This window comes from Paraburkholderia sp. BL23I1N1 (assembly GCF_003610295.1).
Classification (GTDB): Bacteria; Pseudomonadota; Gammaproteobacteria; order Burkholderiales; family Burkholderiaceae; genus Paraburkholderia.
On record NZ_RAPV01000001.1, the window covers coordinates 1,200,697 to 1,225,725 of the forward strand.

Annotated in this window: 20 protein-coding genes; 12 read left to right on the forward strand and 8 right to left on the reverse strand. The window is 61.5% G+C overall.

The features are described 5' to 3' along the window. Positions 1-23 precede the first annotated feature (23 nt). The 3 genes from B0G76_RS05660 to B0G76_RS05670 form a co-directional block, all read right to left on the reverse strand. The gene (locus B0G76_RS05660; RefSeq protein WP_120290764.1) at positions 24-365 is read right to left on the reverse strand and encodes a hypothetical protein; all 342 of its coding nucleotides are present in this window, start codon (positions 363-365) and stop codon (positions 24-26) included. 137 nt (positions 366-502) lie between these two features. Next, positions 503-964 (reverse strand): RidA family protein, encoded by a 462-nt coding sequence (locus B0G76_RS05665; protein ID WP_120290766.1) that lies wholly within the window; start codon positions 962-964, stop codon positions 503-505. Between the two features lie 114 nt (positions 965-1,078). After that, positions 1,079-1,963, reverse strand: coding sequence for an IclR family transcriptional regulator (locus tag B0G76_RS05670; protein WP_120290768.1), 885 nt, complete (start codon positions 1,961-1,963; stop codon positions 1,079-1,081). Positions 1,964-2,082: 119 nt separating this feature from the next. Between B0G76_RS05670 and B0G76_RS05675 the strand changes: the two genes are divergently transcribed. The 3 genes from B0G76_RS05675 to B0G76_RS05685 all read left to right on the forward strand — a co-directional run bounded on the left by B0G76_RS05675 (position 2,083) and on the right by B0G76_RS05685 (position 6,012). Next, the gene (locus tag B0G76_RS05675) at positions 2,083-3,285 is read left to right on the forward strand and encodes an aminotransferase class V-fold PLP-dependent enzyme (RefSeq protein WP_120290770.1); all 1,203 of its coding nucleotides are present in this window, start codon (positions 2,083-2,085) and stop codon (positions 3,283-3,285) included. Between the two features lie 159 nt (positions 3,286-3,444). After that, positions 3,445-4,560, forward strand: coding sequence for a porin (locus B0G76_RS05680; RefSeq protein ID WP_183082195.1), 1,116 nt, complete (start codon positions 3,445-3,447; stop codon positions 4,558-4,560). Positions 4,561-4,641: 81 nt separating this feature from the next. Then, the gene (locus B0G76_RS05685) at positions 4,642-6,012 is read left to right on the forward strand and encodes a gluconate:H+ symporter (RefSeq protein ID WP_120290774.1); all 1,371 of its coding nucleotides are present in this window, start codon (positions 4,642-4,644) and stop codon (positions 6,010-6,012) included. A gap of 147 nt (positions 6,013-6,159) precedes the next feature. Here B0G76_RS05685 and B0G76_RS05690 read toward each other — a convergent pair whose 3' ends face one another. The 4 genes from B0G76_RS05690 to B0G76_RS05705 form a co-directional block, all read right to left on the reverse strand. Continuing rightward, positions 6,160-6,990 carry an alpha/beta fold hydrolase gene (locus B0G76_RS05690; protein WP_120290776.1) on the reverse strand — a complete coding sequence of 277 codons (831 nt, stop codon included), beginning with the start codon at positions 6,988-6,990 and terminating at the stop codon, positions 6,160-6,162. Positions 6,991-6,998: 8 nt separating this feature from the next. After that, positions 6,999-8,591 carry a benzoate-CoA ligase family protein gene (locus B0G76_RS05695; RefSeq protein WP_120290778.1) on the reverse strand — a complete coding sequence of 531 codons (1,593 nt, stop codon included), beginning with the start codon at positions 8,589-8,591 and terminating at the stop codon, positions 6,999-7,001. Positions 8,592-8,688: 97 nt separating this feature from the next. After that, positions 8,689-10,287: a 3,4-dehydroadipyl-CoA semialdehyde dehydrogenase gene (locus tag B0G76_RS05700; protein ID WP_120290780.1), complete on the reverse strand. Its 1,599-nt coding sequence runs from the start codon at positions 10,285-10,287 to the stop codon at positions 8,689-8,691. 8 nt (positions 10,288-10,295) lie between these two features. Beyond that, complete coding sequence (locus B0G76_RS05705; protein ID WP_120290782.1) at positions 10,296-10,775, reverse strand: DUF4863 family protein; 480 nt, start codon at positions 10,773-10,775, stop codon at positions 10,296-10,298. Positions 10,776-10,959: 184 nt separating this feature from the next. On the opposite strand from B0G76_RS05705, the gene B0G76_RS05710 reads away from it, so the two are divergent. The 4 genes from B0G76_RS05710 (at position 10,960) to boxA (ending at position 16,592) form a co-directional block, all read left to right on the forward strand. Continuing rightward, on the forward strand, positions 10,960-11,967 hold the full coding sequence (locus tag B0G76_RS05710) for a helix-turn-helix transcriptional regulator (protein WP_120290784.1): 1,008 nt from the start codon (positions 10,960-10,962) through the stop codon (positions 11,965-11,967). 123 nt (positions 11,968-12,090) lie between these two features. Beyond that, on the forward strand, positions 12,091-13,761 hold the full coding sequence (gene boxC / locus B0G76_RS05715; RefSeq protein ID WP_120290786.1) for a 2,3-epoxybenzoyl-CoA dihydrolase: 1,671 nt from the start codon (positions 12,091-12,093) through the stop codon (positions 13,759-13,761). Between the two features lie 99 nt (positions 13,762-13,860). Further along, entirely contained in the window at positions 13,861-15,288 is a 1,428-nt protein-coding gene (gene boxB / locus B0G76_RS05720; protein WP_120290788.1) for a benzoyl-CoA 2,3-epoxidase subunit BoxB, read from the forward strand. 65 nt (positions 15,289-15,353) lie between these two features. After that, positions 15,354-16,592 (forward strand): benzoyl-CoA 2,3-epoxidase subunit BoxA, encoded by a 1,239-nt coding sequence (gene boxA, locus B0G76_RS05725; RefSeq protein ID WP_120290790.1) that lies wholly within the window; start codon positions 15,354-15,356, stop codon positions 16,590-16,592. 82 nt (positions 16,593-16,674) lie between these two features. Here boxA and B0G76_RS05730 read toward each other — a convergent pair whose 3' ends face one another. Continuing rightward, complete coding sequence (locus B0G76_RS05730) at positions 16,675-17,439, reverse strand: TetR/AcrR family transcriptional regulator (RefSeq protein ID WP_183081998.1); 765 nt, start codon at positions 17,437-17,439, stop codon at positions 16,675-16,677. Positions 17,440-17,741: 302 nt separating this feature from the next. Here B0G76_RS05730 and B0G76_RS05735 point away from each other — a divergent pair, with 302 nt between their 5' ends. The 5 genes from B0G76_RS05735 to hydA all read left to right on the forward strand — a co-directional run bounded on the left by B0G76_RS05735 (position 17,742) and on the right by hydA (position 25,020). After that, a complete protein-coding gene (locus B0G76_RS05735; protein WP_120290792.1) occupies positions 17,742-19,022 on the forward strand; it encodes a Zn-dependent hydrolase in 1,281 nt (426 codons plus the stop codon). A 97-nt stretch (positions 19,023-19,119) separates the two neighbouring features. After that, positions 19,120-20,469, forward strand: a complete 1,350-nt coding sequence (locus B0G76_RS05740; RefSeq protein ID WP_120290794.1) for an NAD(P)-dependent oxidoreductase — start codon at positions 19,120-19,122, stop codon at positions 20,467-20,469. A 67-nt stretch (positions 20,470-20,536) separates the two neighbouring features. Continuing rightward, complete coding sequence (gene preA, locus B0G76_RS05745; protein ID WP_120290796.1) at positions 20,537-21,865, forward strand: NAD-dependent dihydropyrimidine dehydrogenase subunit PreA; 1,329 nt, start codon at positions 20,537-20,539, stop codon at positions 21,863-21,865. A gap of 128 nt (positions 21,866-21,993) precedes the next feature. Further along, a complete protein-coding gene (locus B0G76_RS05750) occupies positions 21,994-23,505 on the forward strand; it encodes an NCS1 family nucleobase:cation symporter-1 (RefSeq protein ID WP_120290798.1) in 1,512 nt (503 codons plus the stop codon). A gap of 63 nt (positions 23,506-23,568) precedes the next feature. Further along, complete coding sequence (gene hydA / locus B0G76_RS05755; RefSeq protein ID WP_120290805.1) at positions 23,569-25,020, forward strand: dihydropyrimidinase; 1,452 nt, start codon at positions 23,569-23,571, stop codon at positions 25,018-25,020. Positions 25,021-25,029 lie beyond the last annotated feature (9 nt).

Below are 25,029 nucleotides of genomic sequence, written 5' to 3' on the forward strand. Positions count from 1 at the left end.
GCGCGTCGCATGGGGCGCGAAACTTAGTCAACGGTATGAATGACAGGTGTGGCGAGCGGCGTCGACGCGGCGGCGGACAATGCCGCGTCGGCGCTTGATGCGGGCAGTGCTGGGGTTTGAATCGAGAGTGCGGGTAAGGCAGATGCAGCAGATGCGGCAGGTGAGGCGGACCACGGATTCGCTGACAGGACCGGTGAAGCGCCGCCGTTATCGCCGGCGCCGTCGATAGAACTCGTGGTGCTCGTGTCCGGTGCTCGGTCGTCGTTGCCGCAAGCGCCGAGCAGCATGCAGAGAGACACGGCGGTCAGTGCGCCCGCCAAACGTTTGCGACAGAAGGCAATGGACGGCTTCGACACAACAGACATGGCAATGTCTCCGGCACGGGGAAGATGCGCCAGGGCATCCGCGTGCCCAGGTCAGCGATGCGCAAGAATAGTCGCTGACCTGTGTAACTTTTGTGAAGATGTGGAAATTTGGGTATTTGTTGAGAATTGAGCGGCCGTCAATCCTGAATTGCGACGATCGCCTCGATCTCGACCGTGATATTGCCCGGCAGGGAGCCCACGCCGACCGCCGAGCGCGAATGGCGACCGGCATCGCCGAATACATCGACGAAAAGATCCGAGCAGCCGTTGATTACGCGCGGATGGTCGGTGAAATCAGGCGCCGCGTTGACCATGCCCAGCAGCTTGACCACGCGCTTCACGCGCCGCAGATCGCCCAGCTCGTTATGCAGCACGGCTAGCAGATTCAGTCCGACCATTTGTGCGTGCCGGTACGCTTCGTCCGCACTGACGGTAGCGCCGACCTTGCCGGTCATCAGCGAACCGGTTTCGTCGAGCGGACCCTGGCCGGACAGAAACAGCAGATTCCCCTCGCGCGTGCAGTGCATGAAATTGCCGATCGGCGTCGGCACTTGCGGGAGCTTGAGGCCGCGCGAGTGCAGCCGGTCGTAGCAGTTCATCGATGGGGAAGTGATGGTGAGCGTTCTATATAGAGTTAGCGTTGCGCGCCGGGGTAGGACTTCAGGCTTCGTGCTTCGGACGTTGAGCTTGGGGCATTGGGGCTTAAAACAGCCTTACGCCGCCGGCTCCTGTTCGCGACGCCGCCAGCCGAGACGCGCTTCGATGCGGGCGGCCACCGTCTGCACGGCTTGCGCGAAACGCTCGGTGCCGAGCACGGCCTTCGCCTCGGGCATTACGATCGAAATCGTGAAGACGCACGCGCCGGTGTTGTCGAGCACGGGCGCCGCGAGACACGCCACGGACGCATCCGATTCACCGATCTGAATCGATAGCCGCGCTTCCAACGCTTCGCGGGCGATTTGGGCGAGGACTTGCGGGCGGGTTTCCGCGCGACCGGTCGGCGAGCTTTGCGCGTGCTGCGCGAAGAACGCGACCCGTTCGGCATCGGGCAAGTGTCCGACAAGCAAACGGCCGGACGCGGTCCAGTTGAGCGGCACACGGCTGCCTACTCGCGACGTCACACGGAAATGGCCGGGGCCTTCAGCCATTTGCTGCACGACCATCATGCCGTCTTCGAGTCCGCAGACCTGCACGGTCTCTTCGACTTCCGCCGAGAGCCGCTGCATTTCCTCATGAGCGACCGCGAGGTAGTCGAGCGAGCTCGCATACGTCAAGCCGTAACCATACAGACGCGAGCCGAGCCAGATCGTGCCGTCGACGCGCCGTGCCAGCAGGTTCTTCTCGACCAGATCGTTGATGATCGAATAGACGGTGGAGAGCGGCGCGCCGACCATGCGCGCGACTTCATACGCTGTGGCGGGGCGATTCGCTTGCTGAAGCGCATCGAGAATCTGCACGGCGCGATCGAGCGCGCTGGTGCGCGTGCGCGGCGTGGCGCTTTCCTCCGGGCTTCCAGCCTCGATTTCGGCGCCGGCGGGTGTTGCGGCGGGTGCTGTTGCAGACGCTTCGGACGCGGAAGGTCGGGACGTGCGAGCCATCGTACTCCTCTGACGCGAGATGTTTTTTGTCCAGTTGACGCTGGGTGATTGTATGCTAGACTGATCCGTAATTACAACATATATTCCATAATTAAGAAATACCGGGTTGGAGGCGCTTCATGGACATTCGCTCTCGCTTTGGCTTACGCCCTGTCATCAACGCAACGGGCACGATGACGGGCCTCGGCGCGTCCATCGTTAGCGCGCCGGTGATCGACGCGGTGGCGCAAGTGCTGCCGCAATTCGTCGAGATCGACGATTTGCAACGCCGTGCCTCGGCGGCGATTGCAAACGCGTGCGGCAGCGAAGCCGGGTATATCACCGCGTCGTGCTCGGCCGCGATCACGCTGACCATCGCCGCCGCCATGACGGGCGACGACCTCGGCCTGATCGAACGGCTGCCCGACACCTCCACCATAGAGCGCCACGAAGTCGTGATTCAAACCGGTCACCTCGTCAATTATGGCGCACCGGTGGACCAGGCGATCCGTCTGTCCGGCGCGCGTGTTGTGCCGGTGGGCGCGGCGACTGAAGCGCATGGCTACCAGCTGAATACCGCCATCACAGAACGCACCGCTGCCGCGCTTTATGTGGTTTCGCATCATACGGTGCAGTTCGGCATGATCCCGCTCGAAGAATTCATTGCGCTTGCGCACGCGAAAGGCGTGCCCGTGATTGTCGACGCGGCATCCGAATATGACCTCAAACGCTATATCGAAGCGGGCGCCGATATAGCGCTCTACTCGGCGCACAAATTTCTCGGTGGGCTGACTGCCGGCATTGTCGCGGGTAAGAAAGCGCTGGTACGTGCCGCGTATTTCCAGAATAGCGGCATCGGGCGCGGCATGAAAGTCGGCAAGGAAGGCGTGATGGGCGCGATCGCCGCGCTCGAACAATGGCAGCAACGCGACCATGTCGCGGTTCGCGCCCGCGAACGCAGCTACCTCACGCTTTGGCGCGAAACTCTGAATCGTTGCGAGGGCGTCTGGGCGGAGATCGACGCCGACCCGACTGGCAATCCGCTTGACCGTCTGAAACTGCATATCGATCCCAGGCAGGCTCGCATCACGGCGTGGGATCTCGCCGACGCGCTAGCGCGACCGCCCGAAGGCGAGGCGCCCGTGATCGTGCGCGATCATGAGGCGGAACTGCATTTCTTTTTCCTCGATCCCTGCAATCTGCATCCGGGCGAAGAAGAGATTGTACTGGCACGGCTCACTGCCGAACTCGAGCGCGCGCAGCAGTCGCCCGAACCCGTCGTCACACCGTTCTACCGGCGTGACGCGCGCCGCATTGCTGCGCGCCGGAACTGGCCTGACTGATTTTCGCCCGCTTCATATCGATTCATCGATAACCGTTGTTTGACCGTAGCACCGGACTCCATTCCGGTGCCACTTTGACTTGCCTGTTTAGCACTACTTATATCGCCGGAACATCACCGTGTAACCGGCGTTTGTCTCTCTCCACTTGAGGAAACCATGATGCACAAGCAGATTCTTCGTACGGCCATCGCATTCGCTGCCGCCGGACTCGCCGCGCAGGCCGCCCACGCGCAAAGCAGTGTGACGCTATACGGCATTGTAGATGCCGGTTTTACCTTCACCAATAACCAGAAGGGTGAGAAGGCGTATCAGGCGACGCAGGGCAATGTGCAGGGTTCGCGCTGGGGCCTGCTCGGCACCGAAGATCTGGGCGGCGGCAACAAGGTCATGTTCAAGCTCGAGAACGGCTTCAGCCTGGAAAGTGGCGCAGCCGGCCAGGGCGGCCGCATGTTCGGCCGCAGCGCCTGGGTTGCGCTCTCCAACAACAAGGCGGGCACGATCACCCTCGGCCGTCAGTACAACAGCGTGCAGGACTATCTGTCGAACATGCAGATCAATGGCATTGGTGCCATGAGCCAGTACGGCAACGCGATTTACGACAACGACGATATCAACAACACGTACCGCACCGATAACGCCGTCAAATACACCACACCGACGTATGCAGGGTTTACCGCGAACGCGATGTACGCATTCTCGAACACCGCGGGCGATTTTGCCAACAACCGCGCGTGGAGCGTCGGCGCCGATTACGTGAACGGCCCGCTGCACCTGGACGCGGCCTACTCGCTGGTCAATCAGCCGGCGACCAACACCACGGGCGCCGCGCCGTCGGACAACTACTACAGCACCAGTTCATCGATTATCAGCGGCGTGAAGCGCAACCAGGTGTGGGGCGCGGGCGGTTCGTACGTGTTCGGCCCGGCAACCCTCCTGCTGCTGTACACGAACTCGCAATTCCAGTTGCTCAGCGGCGGCAGCCTGCACTTTGCGAACTATGAAGCGAGCGTGAAGTATCAGCTCACGCCGGCCACGCTGCTTGCGCTCGGCTACATCTACACGACGCAGAACGCCAGCGGCACCACGGCCACCAATGCGCATTACAACCAATTGAGCCTGGGCGGCGAGTACTTCCTGTCGAAGACAACCGACCTCTACCTGAACGGCATCTATCAACATGCATCCGGTTCGCACGCATGGGTCGAGGGGATTTCGAATCCGTCGAGCAACAACGGCCAGTTCGTGACCGTTGCCGGTATCCGCCACAAGTTCTAAGTACGCCGCCCGCGCCGCCGCTCATACAACATTTCGCCTAACGAAAAACTGCGGCGCGGATCTTTCTCTTCAGGAGCACCTATGGCGACCGTTCAAGGAAGTCTGTTACTCGTTTATGCATTGATCGCCATCATCGCGCTGGTCGTGCTGATTGCGCGCTTCAAGACGAATCCGTTTATCACATTGATGATGGTGTCGGTGGCATTGGCGCTGGCCGTCGGCATGCCGGCGACGTCGATTCTCAAGTCGTTCGAAACCGGCGTGGGCGGCACGCTTGGCCACATTGCCATCGTGGTGGGGCTCGGTACGATGCTCGGCAAGATGATGGCCGAGTCGGGCGGCGCCGAACGTATCGCGCGTACGTTGATCAGCCTGTTCGGGCCGAAGAACGTGCATTGGGCGATGATGTGCATTGCGTTTCTCGTCGGCTTGCCAGTGTTTTTTGAAGTCGGTTTCGTGCTGCTGATTCCAATCGCCTTCAACGTCGCCCAGCGGACCGGAACGTCGATGATTCGTGTCGGCATTCCGATGGTGGCGGGTTTGTCCGTCGTGCACGGTCTGATTCCGCCGCACCCGGCGGCGTTGCTCGCGGTCACTGCATACAACGCGGATATCGGCCACACGATTTTCTACGCGCTGATCGTGGGTATTCCGACGGCGGCCGTTGCCGGTCCGTTGTTCTCAAAGCTGATCGCTCGCTTTGTCGTGCTCGACGGCGTCAATCCGATGGCGCAGCAGTTCATCGAACAGGACGCACAGCGTGCGCACAAGGAACTGCCGGGCTTCGGGATCACGTTGCTGACGGTGCTGTTGCCGGTACTGTTGATGCTGGTCGGCAGTTGGGCCGATGCGATCGTGCCGGCCAAATCGTCGCTGAACAATGCACTGCGTCTGATCGGGCACCCGGACATGGCGTTGTTGCTGGCCGTGCTGTTGAGCTTCTACACGTTCGGCAAATCGCGCGGCTTTAACCGCGAGCAGATCCTCAAGTTCACCAACGAGTGTCTTGCACCGACGGCGAGTATCACGCTGGTGGTGGGAGCGGGCGCGGGCTTCGGGCGCATTCTGATCGATAGCGGTGCGTCGAAGGCGATCGTGGATGTCGCGACGGGCGCGCACGTGCCTCTGCTGATTCTCGCGTGGCTGGTGGCGGCGTTGATTCGCGTGGCGACCGGTTCGGCAACGGTAGCGATGGCGACGGCGGCCGGCATCATTGCGCCGATCGCCGCAGCGGCAGTAGGCACGGTGGGCGGAGTGCGGCCCGAATTGCTGGTGCTGGCCACCGGCGCGGGTTCGCTCATTCTGTCGCATGTGAACGACGGCGGCTTCTGGCTGGTGAAGGAGTACTTCGGTATGACGGTGCCGCAAACCTTCAAGACGTGGACCGTTTGCGAAACGATTATTTCGGTGACTGCGCTGGTGTTGACGTTGGGGCTTTCGACCGTGATTTGAGCGGGGAAGTTTTGTCGCGGCGTGTCTTGAGGACGCGCCGCGATTTTGCATTGCGCAGGTATTCGCGCGACTATCGCCGCGATCCTCCGGCTATAGAAGGCGCGATAATCTGCGCACGCCGAAGCGCAAGCGTTGTCTTGATGAGGTTCAACGCGGCTGCGAGATAAACGCCGCAATTGCCTCGTTCAACGCATCTGGCGCATCGCGATGCGGCGAGTGTCCACACGCATCGAGCTTCACCAACTGCGCATGCTTCACACGTTCACCGATCGTATCGATCTGCGCCATCGTGCCGTAGTTGTCGTCGTGGCCTTGCACCGCGAGCAGAGGTTGCTTGATGGCCGCCAGTTCATCGACGATGCGCGATTCCCGGAATGCCGGATTCAACCAGATATCGTTCCAGCCATAGAACGCGGAATCGACGTCGGCATGATAGCGGGCGAGCTTACTGCGCAGATCCGTGGTTTCGTAGAGCACTTTGGTCTGCGCGATGCTATCCACCGAGATATCTTCGACGAAGACATGCGGCGCGATTGCAACCGCACCCGCCAATTCATCCGGATACAGCGCCGCGTAGAGGAGTGTGATTGAGCCACCGTCGCTATGGCCGATCACCCACATGCGCCTGCGTTCCTGCACGCCGATACCGAGCGCGTCGAACAAAGCGGGCAGGATATCGCGCGCTTGTGCGGTCAAGAAATCGACTGGCCATTTGACCTCGTGCTCACGCGGTGTGGAGAGTCCGTAACCAGGTCGGGAATAGACGAGACCACGCATGCCAAGACGCTCGCACAAAACCTGCGGCCAGTCGCGCCACATTGCAATCGATCCGAGTCCTTCATGCAGGAACACGGCGATCGGTGCATTGGCCGCCGCTTCGTTGACCCAACGATATTCGATACGCAACGGCCCATGCGATGCCGTTGCGGGCAGTTCTGCAAAGTTGCTAACAACGGCCGTGGCTATGGGATTCTGCATGGATCACCTTATGACTGTTCGCGCAGTTTGAAGCGTTGAATTTTGCCGGTAGCGGTTTTCGGCAAATCGTCGACGAACAGGATGTCGCGTGGATACTTATGCGGCGCGAGCCGTTCCTTGACGAAAGCCTTCAGCTCCTCCGCGAGTATCTCAGACGGCGCGACTTCACGCTTCAGCACTACGAACGCACGGGTCTTGACGAGACCGCCGTGATCGACACCGACCACCGCCGCTTCCAGCACCGCCTCGTGCTGCACCAGAACCATTTCCACTTCGACAGGCGATACGTACTGGCCGCTCACTTTCAGCATGTCGTCGCTGCGACCCGCATACACGTAGCAGCCGTTCGCGAGACGGCGGTATTTGTCGCCGCTGCGAATCCATTCGCCGAGGAACGTCGCGCGCGATTTCTCGCGATTGCTCCAGTACATGAGTGCCGCGCTCGGTCCTTTGATATACAGATCGCCCACTTCATCGTCGGGCACCGTGTGGCCCGCTTCGTCGCGCAGTTCGACCTCATAGCCGGGTACGGGGCGACCCGTGGTGCCGTATTCGACCGCGCCCGCGCGATTCGACAGGAAGATATGCAGCATCTCGGTCGAGCCGATGCCGTCGAGAATCTCGCAACCGAAGTGCGCAGTAAAGCGCTCGCCGATTTCGCGCGGCAGCGCTTCGCCCGCCGACGTGCACACGCGCATCGCGACATCAGCGCGCGTGGGCAGGTTGGGTGAAACGAGCATGCTCGCGTAAAGCGTCGGCACGCCGTAGAAAATGGTCGGGCGATGCCGCACGAGGCGCGTGAAAATGGCGTCGGCGGTGGGACGCTCTGCCATCAACACGGCCGTAGCGCCGACTGAAAGCGGGAAGGTCAGACCATTGCCCAGACCATAGGCAAAGAACAATTTGGCCGCCGAGAACACCACATCGCTTTCGACGATGCCAAGAACCGGCTTCGCGTACAACTCGGCAGTCCAGTAGAGATTCGCGTGCGTGTGGACCGTGCCTTTCGGCTTGCCGGTCGAACCTGACGAATACAGCCAGAACGCGATATCGTCGCAACCTGTTGTTTGCGCCTTGACGGCCGGCGTGGCCGCATCGATCAGATCTTTAAGCAACGGCGCCGTCGAAGGCTCGCCTTCAGGTGGCTGCGAAACGATCAATTGGCAACCGTCGTGTTCGGCGCTATCCATCGCCTGCGTGACATTCGGCAGCAATGCGCCCGATGCGATCACGGCGCGCGCGTGGCTGTGCGTGAGCATGTACACGTAGTCGGCAGCGGTGAGCAGCGTGTTCGCGACGACCGGCACGACGCCCGCATGGAGCGCGCCAAGAAAGGCGACGGGCAACTCGACGGTATCGAGCATCACCAGTAGCACGCGCTCTTCCGGATGCACGCCGAGTGTGCGCAATGCGCTCGCGAAGCGCCGGGCGCGGTCTTCGAGTTCGCCGTAAGTGGTGCTGCCGGTGTCGTCGATATAGGCGGTTTTGCCGGCGCGCGACTCATTCAGGTGAAACAGGTACGCCGCGAAATTGAATACCGCGGGCGGCGGTTCGACCGTCGCGGCGGGCTGACTCGCAGCCGGTTCCAGCAGGGCTTCCATATGTCTCCTCCATCGGGTGGGGGCGGTCCGGCGGTTATGTGCTCATGATCCGCTCGATGCTTACTGTCTTCGTTTGCTTGCTGCCTGTCTTGTGCCGTTACCCTGCGGGCAAATACGTGTTTTGCGTCAATGCGTCGATTGCGGCGCTCGATGCCTGAACGGCCGAGCGCCTGTGATAGAAACCCAGTGCACGCAGGCCGCCGAGTTCTTCGCCGCCACCCGCGCGGCCGGGCCCGCCATGCAGCGACATCGGCATCACGTTGCCGTGGCCGGTCTGACTCTGCTGCACGGAAGGTGAGATCGCGTGGACACGTCCATGCGAATCGGCGAGTTCCAGCGCGAGCTTGCCGAGATGCGCCTCGTCGTTCGAATAGATCGACGCGACGAGCGAGCCCTGGCTGCGTCGTGCGAGTGCAATTGCATGCGCTTCGGGAAGGGTGTCGTTTGTTGAAGCCGAGACGCGATACGGCGCTACCGTTGCCACCGGCCCAAACACTTCCACGTCGTGCAGCAGCGTCGCGCTATCGGGATCGTTGACCACGAACAGATGCGGCGCGATGCAAGCCGCAATCGTTGCGTCCGCATCGATAAGCGGCGCCGCCGAGCCGTCGTACGCGAGCGCCGCTTCCTCGCGCAACGCGGCGATGCCGGCCTGCACGTTCTCGTACTGCTCTCGGCTCACGAGCGAACCCATCCGCACACTCTCGTTGCGCGGATTGCCGACGGTTATCTTCGCGAGCCTCGCTTTCAGTGCTTCCAGCACCGCTTCGAGCGATGCTTCCGGCACGAACGCGCGGCGGATCGCCGTGCATTTCTGACCGGACTTCACGGTCATTTCGCGCACCACCTCCTTGATAAACAGGTCGAAGGCGGGGGTATCGGGTGTCGCGTCGGCACAGAGAATGGCGCTGTTGAGACTGTCGGCTTCGACATTCAGACGCGCGCCGCGCTCGACGAAAGCCGGATGCGCACGCAATGTCGAGGCGGTTTGCGCGGAGCCGGTGAACGACACCACGTCGAATGTCTGAATCTGATCGAGCAGACCCGCGGAACTGCCGCAGATGACGGACAAGGCACCGGCCGGAAGCATGCCTGCGTCGACTACATCGGCAACCATGCGTTGCGTAAGCCACGCCGTGGCCGTGGCGGGCTTGATGATGACGGGCACGCCGGATAACAGCGCGGGCGCGGCTTTCTCCCACAAGCCCCACGACGGAAAATTGAAAGCGTTGATGAAGAGCGCGACACCGCGTGTCGGCGTGAGCACGTGCTGCACGTTGAACGATTGATCCTTGCTCAACGATACGGCGTTGCCGTCGCGCAGCGCATGCACGTCGCCGAGCGACGCGCCGAGTTTCGCGTAGTACGAGAGCGTGAAAATTCCCCCGTCGATGTCGACCGCCGAATCATTGCGCGTGGTGCCCGAGTTCGCGGTCGAGATCGCGTAGTAGTCCTCGCGTTTCGCGTGCAGCAGTTTGACGATCTCGGCAAGACGGGCGGCGCGCTGTGCGTAGGTCAGCGCGCGCAAGGCAGCGCCGCCTTCTTCTCGAGCGAAGCCAAATGCGTGGGCGAGATCGAGGCCCTGGCTCGACACGCGCACGAGCGCTTCGCCAGTGATCGGGTCGGTGAGCGTCACGCCTTCACCGCCGCCCGCGACCCACTGGCCTGCAACGTAGTTTTTCAATAGTTCGGTCATGGCGAGTCTCAGGCGGAAGGTGGGGTGGCGGTGAATTCGATCGCGCCTTGCGGCAGGAGATACAGCACGAGCGCCTGCCCATTCGCGACGGTTGGGCGATGCGCGCTGCCGGGACCGTACACGCACCAGCCGGCCGGATGACCGTCGAAGGTGGCGCCTTCGGTGAGCGGCATGATCAGATCGATTTCGCCGTTCGGGTGAACGTGATGCGGACCGGCAATATCCTTCATATCGACCACGTCGACGGAAAAACCGTGGGTATCCGGCAATGCCTTGAAGATGCGGCCATAACGAATGCCGCCGCCTTCACGGTTGCACAGCCAGCCTTCGGCTACGCCCGTGCGGCAGGCATCCGTCAGATCGCGGAAGGTAGCGCTATCGGCGGGATAGGTGTCGTTGAGCCACGTGGCCAGCGTGCCGTCGAGCGGCCGCCCGGCGAGTTGCTCGGTCACGCCCGCAATCAGGCGTTGAAAGTCATGTGGGGACATGCGAGCCTCCTTATCGGCACGCGCACGCACGTTAGTTCATGCGTGTCGCCGCACCATTTCCGTAACGCTGCCGAAAAACCTCGACAGCGTTTGTTATTGGACCAATATTTGGCGAAAATTAACCGTTCACTCTGTACCTGTCAAGCACTATAGTACATGTAACGTATTCGAGAGGCAGTTAAACATGAACCGAAATTACACTTCCACGCCTCTGGACGATCCTGCCGACGAGGACGCAAGCCGCGCCGCGGGCCGGGCTGATAGCGGAGCCGACCGTGCGGCGGAGCGCGGCGGCGAGCGCGAGGAGCGCGATCCGTTTCTGACGGCGATGGGCGATCGCGTGCGTCTGTTGCGTGCGCGTCGGGGCATGACGCGCAAGACGCTGGCGACTGAAACCGGTTTGTCGGAGCGTCATCTGGCCAATCTGGAATCGGGTGTGGGCAATGCGTCGGTGCTGGTGCTGCGGCAGATCGCGGCAACGCTGAATTGCTCGCTGGCTGAAGTGATCGGCGACGAAACCACCGCGTCCGCCGAGTGGCTGCTGATCCGCGAACTGCTGCAAGGGCGCGACCAGGCGGCGCTGCAGCGCGCCCGTGTGGCGCTCGCCGAAATGTTCGCGCAAGCGCCGCGCGACCCGCATCGCAAGGACCGGATCGCGCTGATCGGCTTGCGCGGAGCCGGCAAGTCGACCTTTGGACGGATGCTGGCGCAGGAGCGCAAAGTGCCGTTCGTCGAACTCACGCGCGTCATCGAACAACTCGCCGGCTGCCCGCCGTCGGAGATTCATTCCCTCTACGGCGCGAGCGCGTACCGGCGCTATGAACACCGGGCGCTCGAGGCGGTGATTCAGGAGCACGAGCGCGCCGTGATTGCCTCGCCGGGCGGGCTGGTGTCGGAGTCGGGCACCTTTAACGCGCTGCTGTCGCACTGCTTTACCGTATGGCTGCAAGCCACGCCGGAGGAGCATATGCGCCGTGTCGTCGCGCAAGGCGACTTGCGGCCGATGTCCGGCAACAAGGAAGCGATGGACGACCTCAAGCGCATCCTGGCGGGGCGCAGCGAGCTATACGGCCGCGCCGATATGACCTTCGACACCAGCGAAAAAACCTTGGCCGACGCCTACTTGCAGCTGCGTGACCGGCTTGCCGCAAGGCTCGCGGCCGAATCGCCGGACGACGCAAGAGTGAGCTGAACTGCAGGGCGGGCTCAGGGTTTACTATAAAACATGCATTAAAGTGCTTTACACCGTGGTGACGATGCACTATTGTTCAAAAAACAATTTTTGCATCGTCCAGGTCCAGTCAGGAGACGCCCCATGTCCACAGCAGAAATCGCAGTCGCGCCGGTCGATTACCGCACCGATCCCTCGCAGTACAAGCATTGGAAGCTGAGTTTCAACGGTCCTGTTGCGACCCTCGGCATCGATATCGCCGAGGACGGCGGCATCCGTGACGGCTACAAGCTGAAGCTGAATTCGTACGACCTTGGCGTCGACATCGAATTGCACGACGCGATACAGCGCATTCGCTTCGAGCATCCCGAAGTCAAAACCGTGGTGCTGACGAGCCTGAAGGACCGCGTGTTCTGCTCGGGCGCGAACATCTTCATGCTGGGCCTGTCCACGCATGCGTGGAAGGTCAACTTCTGCAAGTTCACTAATGAAACGCGCAACGGTCTCGAAGACTCGTCGCGTCATTCAGGGCTGAAGTTTCTCGCTGCCGTGAACGGCGCGTGCGCCGGCGGCGGTTACGAACTCGCGCTCGCTTGCGACGAAATCTATCTGGTGGATGATCGCTCGTCGTCGGTATCGCTGCCGGAAGTGCCGCTGCTGGGCGTGCTGCCGGGTACCGGCGGCCTCACGCGCGTTACCGATAAGCGCAAGGTGCGTCACGATCGCGCCGACATCTTCTGCACGGTGGTGGAAGGCGTTCGTGGCGAGCGGGCGAAAGCATGGCGTCTCGTGGATGAAGTCGTGAAGCCGAATCAGTTCGATCAGACGATTCAGGCACGCGCGCTCGAACTTGCCGAGCAAAGCGATCGTCCGTCGGATGCGCAAGGCGTGATGCTCACGCGTATCGAACGCACCAATCGCGAAGACGGCCTGACCTATAAAACGCTCGACGTCACGATCGATCGTGCGAAGCGCATCGCCACCTTCACCGCGAAAGCGCCGCAAGCGGGACAACCCATGGAGATCGACGCGATCGTCGCCGCCGGCACGAACTGGTGGCCGCTGCAGTTCGCCCGCGAACTCGACGACGCGATTCTGTCGATGCGGACCAACGAGCTCGACGTCGGCACTTGGGTCTTCAAGACCGAAGGCGACGCCCGCAACCTGCTCGCCGCCGACGCTACGCTGATGCAGCACAAGGATCACTGGTTCGTGCGCGAGACCATTGGCCTCTTGCGTCGCACGTTGGCGCGTATCGACGTGTCGTCGCGTTCGCTGTTCGCGCTGATCGAGCCGGGCTCGTGCTTTGCCGGCACCTTTGCGGAACTCGCGTTCGCTGCTGACCGTAGCTATATGGCGGCACTGCCGAGCAACGAAGACGAAGAGCCGGCGATCACGCCGTCGGAAGTCAACTTCGGCCTCTATCCGATGGTGACGCATCAATCGCGCCTCGCTCGCCGCTTCTATGAAGAAGCCGAACCGCTCGACGCGGTGCGCTCGAAAATCGGCCAGGCGATCAAGCCTGTTGAAGCAGAGCGCCTGGGTCTCGTGACCGCGTCGCCCGACGATATAGATTGGGCCGACGAAATCCGCATCGCGCTCGAAGAACGCGCGGCCATGTCGCCGGATGCATTGACCGGACTGGAAGCGAATCTGCGTTTCAACGGCCCTGAAACGATGGAGACGCGGATTTTCGGGCGTCTCACTGCCTGGCAGAACTGGATTTTCAACCGGCCGAACGCAGTGGGCGAGAAGGGCGCGCTCAAGGTGTACGGCAAGGGCAGCAAGGCGCAATTCGACGTCTCGCGTGTTTGATTCTTCTCGACGCGGCGCGCTAAATAGCTGAAAGCAGCGCCGCCTGCCCGATACGTGCCTCTCATCCGCAAGCTCTGTATTCCGACCAAGGAACCGACCATGTCAACGATCAACTACAGCGAAAAGATTCCGAACAACGTCAATCTCGCCGACGACCGAACATTGCAACGCGCGCTCGAACAATGGCAGCCGAATTTTCTGGCGTGGTGGGGCGATATGGGCCCGGAAGGCTCGCATGGCTATGACGTGTATCTACGCACGGCGGTGAGCGTCGACGCCGGCGGCTGGGCGCATTTCGATCACGTGAAGATGCCGGACTATCGCTGGGGCATTTTCCTCACGCCCGGCGAGCAGGACCGCAAGATTCGTTTCGGCGAGCACAAGGGTGAGGCCGCGTGGCAGGACGTGCCCGGCGAACATCGCGCGAATCTGCGCCGCATCATCGTGACGCAAGGCGATACCGAACCGGCTTCTGTCGAGCAGCAACGGCATCTGGGTTTGACCGCACCTTCGATGTACGACTTGCGCAACCTGTTTCAGGTGAACGTGGAAGAAGGCCGCCACCTGTGGGCAATGGTGTACCTGCTGCACCGTCACTTCGGCCGCGATGGCCGTGAGGAAGCCGAAGCATTGCTCGGCCGCCGTTCGGGTGACGAAGACAATCCGCGCATTCTCGGCGCGTTCAACGAGAAAACGCCGGACTGGCTTGCGTTCTTCATGTTCACGTACTTTACCGACCGCGACGGCAAGTTCCAGTTGTCGGCGCTCGCCGAGTCGGGTTTCGATCCGCTCGCACGCACCACCAAGTTCATGCTGACTGAAGAAGCGCATCACATGTTCGTCGGCGAATCGGGTGTGTCGCGCGTGATTCAGCGCACCGCGCAGGTGATGAACGAATTGGGCACGGACGACGTCGCGAAGATTCGCGCGGCCGGCGTGATCGATCTGCCGACGATCCAGCGCTATCTGAACTTCCATTACTCGGTGACGATCGACTTGTTCGGTGCCGATCATTCTTCGAATGCTGCCACGTTCTATAGCTCGGGCCTGAAGGGCCGCTACGAAGAGAACAAGCGCGACGACGATCATCAATTGAATGGTCAAAGCTACAAGCTGCTCGACGTGCAGGACGGCAAGCTGGTCGAGCGCGAAGTGCCGATGCTCAACGCCATGAATGAAGTGCTGCGCGACGACTATATTAAAGATTCGGTGGCGGGCGTCGGCCGTTGGAACAAGGTGCTCGAAAAGGCCGGCATCGATGCCCGCATGACGGTGCCGCATAAAGCGTTCAATCGCCAGATCGGCACGTTTGCGAGTACCCGTGTGTCACCGGACGGCCGTGTGATCAGCGAAACCGAATGGGCCGCCAATGAAGCGAAGTGGCTCGCCACGCCGGAAGACCGCGCGTATGTCGCTTCGCTGATGGGCCGCGTCACCGAACCCGGCAAGTTCGCGAACTGGATTGCGCCGCCGGCTATGGGCGTGAACCGTCAGCCGGTCGATTTCGAGTACGTGCGCTTTAACTGAGTACGGCGATTAAAAACGTGCGGCGTGCGGCGTCGTATTCGCACGAATATAGGGTGGAGGAAGTCATGAACGGCCCAGTATCGATCGAAGTTCTCAGGCAGCATCTGATCGATCCGGAAATCTGCATTCGCTGCAATACGTGCGAAGAGACTTGCCCGGTCGATGCGATCACGCACGACGAGAACAATTACGTGGTCAAGGCGGATGTCTGCAACGGCTGCATGGCATGCGTGCCGCCGTGTCCGACCGGCGCGATCGATAACTGGCGCACGGTGCTGAAGGCCGATGCCTATCCCATCGAAGAGCAGTTCAAATGGGACGTGCTGCCGGAGCAGAACACGATGGCCGTGCCGGCGGTTGCCGACGAGGCGGCGGGATCGTCAGGCGATACGCCGGCCGACGCGAGCGGGATTGAAGTCGATACCGTGCGCGGCTCGGTCGTGCCGCCGTGGTCTGCTGCGAAGCCGTACGTGAACCTCTACACGCACAAGGCGCCGACTACCGCGACGGTGGTCGGCAACTACCGGCTCACCGACGGCTCGACCGATAGCGACATCCATCACATCGTGCTCGATTTCGGTTCGATGCCTTTCCCTGTCCTGGAGGGCCAGTCGATTGGTATCCTGCCGCCGGGCGAGAGCGCGGATGGCCGCACGCATCACGCGCGGCAGTATTCGATTGCGAGCCCGCGCGACGGCGAACGGCCCGGCTATAACAACGTTTCGCTTACCGTGAAGCGCGTTTCACAACAGCACGGCGACGCGCTCGATGGGATCTGCTCGAACTATTTGTGCGACCTGAAGAAGGGCGACGTGGTGAGCGTGATCGGCCCATTCGGCGGCACCTTCCTGATGCCGAATCATCCAAACTCGCATTTGCTGATGATTTGCACGGGCACCGGCTCGGCGCCGATGCGCGCCATGACCGAGTATCGCAGGCGTCGTCGCCTGAAAGGTGCGACCGGCAAGCTGATGTTGTTCTTCGGCGCGCGGACGAAAGAAGAATTGCCGTACTTCGGACCGCTGACGAATCTGCCAAAAGATTTCATCGACACGAATCTGGCGTTTTCACGCACGCCGGGTCAACCGAAGCGCTACGTGCAGGACGCGATGCGCGAGCGCGCGGTCGACGTGGCGCACATGCTCAAGGACGACAACACGCATATCTACGTGTGCGGGTTGAAGGGTATGGAAGACGGCGTGCTGCAGGTGCTCAAGGAAATCGGTGAGCAGCACCAGCTCGATTGGGAAGCGTTGTGGATGAAGCTGAAGCGGGAAGGGCGGCTGCATCTGGAGACGTATTGAACGGCTAAGCCTCGAGAGAGGTTTTACGCAATAGTGCAAAGGCCCGGCTGTTATTAAAAAACGCAGCCGGGCTTTTGCTTTTTTATCTTGATGGATCCGCTCCTTCCTCACGCTGCGCCGGCGACACCGCGCCACACGCCCGGATCACCAACTGCACGACTTCCTCTGTCGTTGCCTCAAACGCTTTCTGCGTTAGCGCGCGCTTGCCTTTAATCGCGCGAATCTGCGCGTCGAAGTCGGCGTAATGCTGGGTGGTGGCCCAGATCATGTACATCAGCGTCTGCGCATTCACGGGCGCCAGGAGACCGCGTGCGATCCAGCCATCGATCACCTTCACCCGGCTGTCGAGCCACGGCTTGACGCGCCCGGTGAGGATGTCCTCCATATGCTCCGCGCCGTGGATGATCTCGCTCGCCCATACCTTCGAACCCAATGGCCGGCGGCGCGATAACTCCATTTTTGCGCGTACGTATCCGCCGATCGCTTCGACCGGATCATCGCTGCATTCGAACGTATCCGCCGCACGGTGCCAGTCTTCGAACAGGTCTTCCAGCACGCGACGGTACAGCGCGAGTTTTGTCGGGAAGTAGTAATGCAGGTTAGCTTTCGGTAAGCCTGCACGTTCCGCGATCATCGCCGTGCTGGTTCCGTCGAGTCCTCGCTCGGCGAAAACCGCTTCGGCGCACGCCAATAAATGCGCTTCATTCGACTCGCGAATGTGCGCCTTGCGCCGCCGCAAAGGTGCGCGCGTTTCTTCCTTTGTCTCGCCGTTTTCCGTGATGTCGGCAGCCACGTTGTGGTCTCTCATGTTGGCCTTCGTCTGCATGTGTGCCGCGTCGCGCTTCATTCTAGTCGTTTGAACGCAGATGGACACGTGCAATCTCTGCCGTTGAAAAATACGTGTTGCGGTGCAATGGCACGCTTCTCGCTATGTTTCCCACCGTACGAAAGAGATTGATTTGGCGGGCTTAATCGTCTACAACCTGTCCAACTGGACAGGATTGAGAGAGCGGGCGATGCCCCAGGGTTTGCCCTCTGACGAAGAGGCAATCGAAGGCATCGAATGTGCACCGCCGCCGTGCGGCCACGCCCCAAAAACCGCCGCCCATGCACCAGTTTCATGTCGGTTCACCGAAAGGAGCGAGACGAATGAACGCGGTATCCGAAGCGCTGAAACACTCAGAGCCCGCTACGTCGATCAGGGTCGACGGCAAGCGGCTGTGGGACAGCCTGATGACGATGGCGAAGATCGGTGCGACGCCCAAAGGCGGCGTCTGCCGGCTGGCGCTGACCGACCTCGACAAACAGGGGCGCGACCTGATCGTCAGTTGGGCGAAAGAAGCGGGTTGCACCGTCAGTGTCGATCAGATGGGCAATGTCTTCATGCGCCGCGCCGGGCGCAATCCCGACGCGTTGCCGGTCGTGACCGGTTCGCACGCGGATTCGCAGCCGACCGGCGGCCGTTTCGACGGCATCTACGGCGTGCTCGGCGGACTCGAAGTGATTCGTAGTCTGAACGATCACGGCATCGAGACCGAGCATCCGGTTGAAGTGGTGATCTGGACCAACGAGGAAGGCTCGCGCTTCGCACCCGCAATGGTTGCCTCGGGTGTGTTCGCCGGCGTCTTCACGCTGGATTACGGCCTCTCGCGCAAAGACGTGGACGGCAAGACCATCGGCGAGGAACTCAAGCGCATCGGCTATGCGGGCGATCTTCCTTGCGGCGGCCACCCCTTGCATGCCGCGTTCGAATTGCATATCGAACAAGGGCCGATTCTCGAAGCCGAGCAAAAAACCATTGGCGTGGTGACCGATGCACAAGGTCAGCGCTGGTACGAAATCACGCTGACGGGGCAAGAGGCGCATGCGGGTCCGACGCCGATGCCGCGTCGTCGCGATGCTTTGCTCGGCGCCGCGCGCGTGGTCGATCTGGTCAATCGCATCGGGTTGGACAACGCGCCGTTCGGCTGCGCGACGGTCGGCATGATGCAGGTCTATCCGAACTCGCGCAATGTCATTCCGGGCCGCGTGTTCTTCACCGTCGATTTCCGTCATCCGGACGATGCCGTCCTCGCGAAGATGGATGCCGCGTTGCGGCAAGGCGTGGCGGAGATTGCAAACGGTATCGGTCTGGAAACCGAACTCGAGCAGATCTTCTACTACGCGCCAGTCGCTTTCGACGAGGCCTGCGTGAAGTCCGTGCGCGCCGCGGCCGAACGCTTTGGCTATTCGCATCGCAACATGGTGTCGGGTGCGGGGCACGACGCCTGTTATCTGTCGCAAGTCGCGCCGACTTCGATGGTGTTCGTGCCGTGCGTCGACGGGATCAGTCACAACGAGATCGAGGACGCCACCTTCGAATGGATCGAAGCGGGCGCCAACGTCTTGCTGCACGCCATGCTCGAACGAGCGTGCGAGCCGGTTTCATAACGTTTTAGCGGTAGTGCCCATAAAACATGCCGTCCCGGCTCCGCTTCAGCGCAGCCGGCAGGAACGGCTACGTCCTCACATTGACGAAGGAACGTGTATGGTCATCAAGCAAACCGGCGATATTGCGCCTCAGCGCCTATCGGCCGAGCAACTCTCGTGCGAGTTCTCCGACATCGCGCCCTTGCTCGACGCGAGTGCCGCGGCCGCCGCGGCGAGCCGCTGTCATTACTGTTACGACGCGCCGTGTGTGAACGCGTGTCCGACGCAGATCGACATTCCCAGTTTCATTCGCAAGATCAGCAACGGCAATCTGAAGGGCGCGGCCGTCGACATTCTGTCGGCGAATCCGCTGGGCGGCATGTGTTCGCGAGTGTGCCCGACCGAGATTCTGTGCGAGGGAGCTTGCGTGCGCAACCATCAGGATGCGAAGCCGGTGACGATCGGCGCGCTGCAACGTCACGCGACCGATTGGGCGATGGCGCGCGGCGAAGCGCTGTTCAAGCGCGCTGGCGAAACGGGGCGGCACGTCGCCGTGGTCGGCGCGGGACCGGCCGGACTGGCGTGCGCGCATCGGCTTGCATTGGCGGGCCATAACGTGACCATTTATGACGCCCACGAGAAAGCGGGCGGTCTGAACGAATACGGTATCGCGGCCTATAAAACCGTCGACGATTTTGCGCAGCGCGAAGTGGAGTGGTTGTGCTCGGTCGGTGGCATCGAGATTAAACACAGCGTTGCGCTGGGACGCGACGTGGATCTCGACGCGCTGCGCAAGCTGCATGATGCGGTCTTCCTCGCGATCGGCCTCACGGGCGTGCGCGCATTGGCAATGGAAGGCGAGGACCTGAGCGGCGTAATGAATGCAGTGGATTTCATTGAACAGGTTCGCGCCGCGAATGACTTCGGCACGGTACCGGTGGGCCGCCGGGTCGTAGTGATCGGCGGCGGCAATACGGCAGTGGATGCCGCTGTGCAAAGCCGCAAGCTCGGCGCGACCTCGGTGACGATGGTGTATCGGCGCGGCGTCGAGTCAATGACGGCGACCTGGGCCGAGCGCGATTTCGCGCAGACCAACGGCGTCACGCTTGTCACGCACGCAAGGCCGGTGCGTTTGATCGGAAAAGACGGCGTGGTCACGAGTGTCGAATTCGAACGCACATCAGGCGACGGCACTCGGGAGCGCTTCGTGGTCGAAGTCGACATGGTGCTCAAGGCAATTGGGCAGACGCTGGTGCCTGTCGGTATCGAGCGCGAATTGTTGACCCTGGACGGCAGCCGAATTGCGGTCGATGCAAACGGACAAACTTCGTTGCCAGACGTGTGGGCAGGTGGCGATTGCGCGGCGACGGGTGGGATCGATCTGACGGTACAAGCGGTGCAGGACGGCAAGATCGCCGCTGCCTCGATTGACGCCCAGTTCGCCCGCACAGCCGTGAAAGCCGCATAAGACTGCGTAAAGACGCTTAATTCACGCATCACACCAAGACAAAACAGCCGTCCCCAAGGAGCCGAACATGGCCGATCTGCGCTGTACGATTGCCGGCATTACTTCGCCGAATCCTTTCTGGCTCGCTTCCGCGCCGCCGACCGACAAAGCCTATAACGTGAACCGCGCGTTCGAGGCGGGCTGGGGCGGAGTGGTGTGGAAGACGTTGGGCCTCGACCCGCATGTGGTGAACGTCAGCTCGCGCTATGGCGCGGTGCAATGGAACGGTCAGCGCATCGCGGGCCTGAACAACATCGAACTGATCACCGATCGACCGCTCGACATCAACCTTAAGGAAATCACTCAGGTCAAACGCGACTGGCCGGACCGCGCAATGATCGTCTCGCTGATGGTGCCGTGCAACGAGCGCGACTGGAAGTGGATTTTGCCGCTCGTCGAAGACACCGGCGCCGATGCGGTCGAACTGAATTTTGGCTGCCCGCACGGCATGAGCGAGCGTGGCATGGGTGCGGCGGTCGGCCAGGTGCCCGAGTACATCGAGATGGTCACGCGTTGGGTCAAGGAAGGCACGAAGCTGCCGTGCCTTGTCAAACTCACACCGAATATCAGCGACATCCGCCTCGGTTCGCGGGCTGCCTATAAGGGCGGCGCGGACGGCGTGTCGCTGATCAATACGATCAACTCGATCGTCGCGGTCGACCTCGACGCGATGTCGCCGTTGCCGATGGTCGACGGCAAGGGCACGCACGGCGGCTACTGCGGCCCGGCGGTGAAGCCAATCGCGCTGAACATGGTGGCTGAAATTGCGCGCGACGTGGAAACACCGAATCTGCCGATCTCCGGCATCGGCGGCATTTCGACGTGGCGCGACGCGGCCGAATTCATGGTGCTTGGTGCGGGCAGCGTGCAGGTCTGCACGGCCGCGATGCACTATGGATTCCGTATCGTCTCCGACCTCGCGGACGGCCTCTCGAACTGGATGGACGAAAAGGGCTACACAACGCTCGACGACTTTCGCGGCCGCGCGGTGCCGAACGTCACCGACTGGAAGTACCTCAACCTCAAATACGACATCAAGGCGCGCATCGATCAGGACAAGTGCATTCAGTGCGGCCTCTGTCATATCGCGTGCGAAGACACGGCTCACCAGGCGATCATGAAAGAAAAAGATGGCGTCCGGCATTTTGAAGTGTTGGACTCCGAATGTGTCGGCTGTAATCTGTGCATGCATGTGTGCCCGGTCGAGCAGTGCATCACGATGGAGCGCGTGGACAGCGGCGAGTACGCGAACTGGACCACGCATCCGAACAACCCCGCTCGAGTGGATGCGGGTGAAAGCGACAAGTCAGATGCAGCTGAAACCGCCGAGCATGCGCACGCCGCAAAAGCAGCCTGAAACGTGAGCAATCTGTAGCAAACGAAACGAAACGAAGCGAAGCGCTTGTACTGAACCTGTAGTTTCCCCCATGGCCTGACGCGCCGCCAGAAGCCGCGCAGGCCTCAACGATCAGTGGAGATCTTTCGATGAAGCAGACAGCGCAACCCGTCGATCCGCAGTTCGCGGCCGGCGCGCAGGGCAGCAGTCTTTATAACGACGACCTTGCGCCCACCGGCATCGCACAGCGCACGTGGAGGTGGTATCACTTCGCCGCGCTCTGGGTCGGAATGGTGATGAACATCGCGTCGTACATGCTCGCGGCCGGATTGACGGAGGAGGGCATGTCGCCATGGCAGGCGGTTGCGACCGTGCTGCTCGGCAATCTGATAGTACTGGTGCCGATGCTGTTGATCGGGCATGCCGGCGCGAAGCACGGTATTCCCTACGCGGTGCTGGTGCGTTCTTCCTTCGGCACGCAAGGCGCGAAATTGCCGGCCATGCTGCGTGCGATCGTCGCGTGTGGCTGGTACGGCATTCAGACCTGGCTTGGCGGCAGCGCGATCTACACCCTGCTGAATATTCTGACCGGCAATGCGCTACACGGCGCGGCCTTGCCGTTCCTCGACATCTCGCTCGCGCAGCTCGCGTGTTTTCTCGTGTTCTGGGCGCTGCAGATCTACTTCATTGTTCACGGTACCGATTCGATTCGCTGGCTCGAAAGCTGGTCCGCGCCGATCAAGATCGTGATGTGTATCGCGCTGGTGTGGTGGGCGACTTCGAAGGCGGGCGGAATCGGCTCGATGCTGTCGGCGCCTTCGCAGTTCGTGGCGGGCGGCAAGAAGGAAGGGCTGTTCTGGGCGACCTTCTGGCCCGGCCTCACGGCGATGGTGGGTTTCTGGGCGACGCTCGCGCTGAATATCCCCGATTTCACCCGCTTTGCCAAAACGCAGCGTGATCAGATCATCGGTCAGTCGGTGGGTTTGCCGATTCCGATGGCGTTGCTCTCGGTGATTTCCGTGGTGGTGACGTCGGCGACCGTGGTGATCTACGGCAAGGCGATCTGGGACCCGATCGACCTGACGAGCCGCATGACCGGCATCGGCGTCGGGCTTGCGCTGATCATCCTGACGCTGGATACGATGTGCTGCAATCTGGCGGCGAATCTCGTCGGCCCGGCCTATGACTTTTCGAGCCTGTGGCCCAAGGGTATTTCTTATCGCGCCGGCGGCATGATTACCGCGACGATCGCCATTGTGATGATGCCGTGGAAGATTCTCGCCACCACGCAGGGCTATATCTTCACGTGGCTGGTCGGCTACTCGGCTTTGCTCGGTCCGGTGGCGGGCATTCTGATGGTCGACTATTTCCTGATTCGCGGCACACGGCTGGACCCGCGTGAACTATTCGACGAGCATGGCGAATACAGCTACACCGGCGGCTGGAATATCGGCGCGGTGGTGGCGCTTTTGATCGGCGTGCTGCCGAATCTGCCGGGCTTTCTGCATACGGCGTTTCCGGCGTCGTTCCCGAATGTGCCGGCTATTTTCAACACGCTCTATACGTACGCCTGGTTTGTCGGACTCGCGCTGGCGTCGATCGTATATAGCGCATGGATGAAGCTGAGCAAGGGACCGAGCGCGCGCGTGGCGAGTGCATAAACCACCCGCGAAGCGAGCGAAGTACGTAGCACCGAAACTGGCAGTTCATTAGGAGACGAAACGGTGACGACCCTGATTCGCGGCGGCACGATTATCGACGCGGAGAACACGTATCGTGCGGACGTGTTGTGTGCGGACCCGCAGGACGGCGGTACGATCCTGCAGATCGGAGCAGACCTGGCGGCGCCGGCGGGCGCGACGATCGTCGATGCGGGTGGGCAGTATGTGATGCCCGGTGGCATCGATCCGCACACGCATATGGAATTGCCGTTCATGGGCACTACGGCCAGCGACGATTTCTATACCGGCACGGCCGCGGGTTTATCCGGCGGCACGACCAGCATCATCGACTTTGTGATTCCGAGTCCGAAGCAATCGTTGATGGAAGCCTTCAAGGCATGGCGCGGCTGGGCGGAAAAGGCTTCGGCGGACTATGGCTTTCATGTTGCGGTGACATGGTGGGACGATTCGGTCTATCGCGACATGGGCACGCTGGTGCACGAACACGGCGTATCGAGTTTCAAGCACTTTATGGCGTATAAAAACGCAATCATGGCCGACGACGAAGTGCTGGTGAACAGTTTCTCGCGTTCGCTCGAACTCGGCGCGCTGCCCACCGTGCATGCGGAAAACGGTGAACTGGTGTTTCAGTTGCAGCGCCAGTTGCTTGCAAAGGGTTTTACCGGGCCGGAGGCGCATCCGTTGTCACGGCCGCCGGAAGTGGAGGGCGAGGCCGCCAATCGGGCGATCCGCATTGCCCAGGTGCTGGGTGTGCCAGTGTATATCGTCCACGTGTCCTCGAAAGATGCGGTGGACGCGATAGCGCGCGCCCGCAGCGAAGGCCTTCGCGTGTTCGGCGAGGTGCTGCCGGGCCATCTGGTGATCGATGAAGCGGTGTATCGCGATCCCGACTGGACCCGCGCGGCGGCGCACGTCATGAGCCCGCCGTTCCGTTCCGCGGAGCATCGCGAGGCATTGTGGCGGGGGCTGCAAGCGGGTCAGTTGCACACAACCGCGACCGATCACTGCGTGTTCTGCGCGTCGCAGAAGGCCATGGGTCGGGAGGACTTTACAAAGATCCCTAACGGCTGTGGCGGCGTTGAAGATCGCATGGCGGTGCTTTGGCATCACGGCGTGAATTCGGGGCGTCTCACGCCGAACGAGTTCGTGCGTATCACGTCGACCAATGCCGCGCAGATTTTCAATCTGTATCCGCGCAAAGGTGCGGTCCAGGTGGGCGCGGACGCCGACCTGGTCGCGTGGGATCCGCAGGCAAGCAAAACGATTTCGGTGAAGACGCATCATCAGAATGTCGACTTCAACGTGTTCGAAGGGATGACGGTGCAGGGCGTGGCGATGCACACGCTCATGCGCGGCGCGCTGGCCTGGACCGATGGCGAACTGCGGGCGGTGCGGGGCGCCGGGCGTTATCTGAAGCGTCCGCCGAATCCTGCTTACTTCGACGCGATCCGGGTCGCCAACAAGCGCAAGGAGCCACATCCGGTGGAACGGTAAGCCGATTGC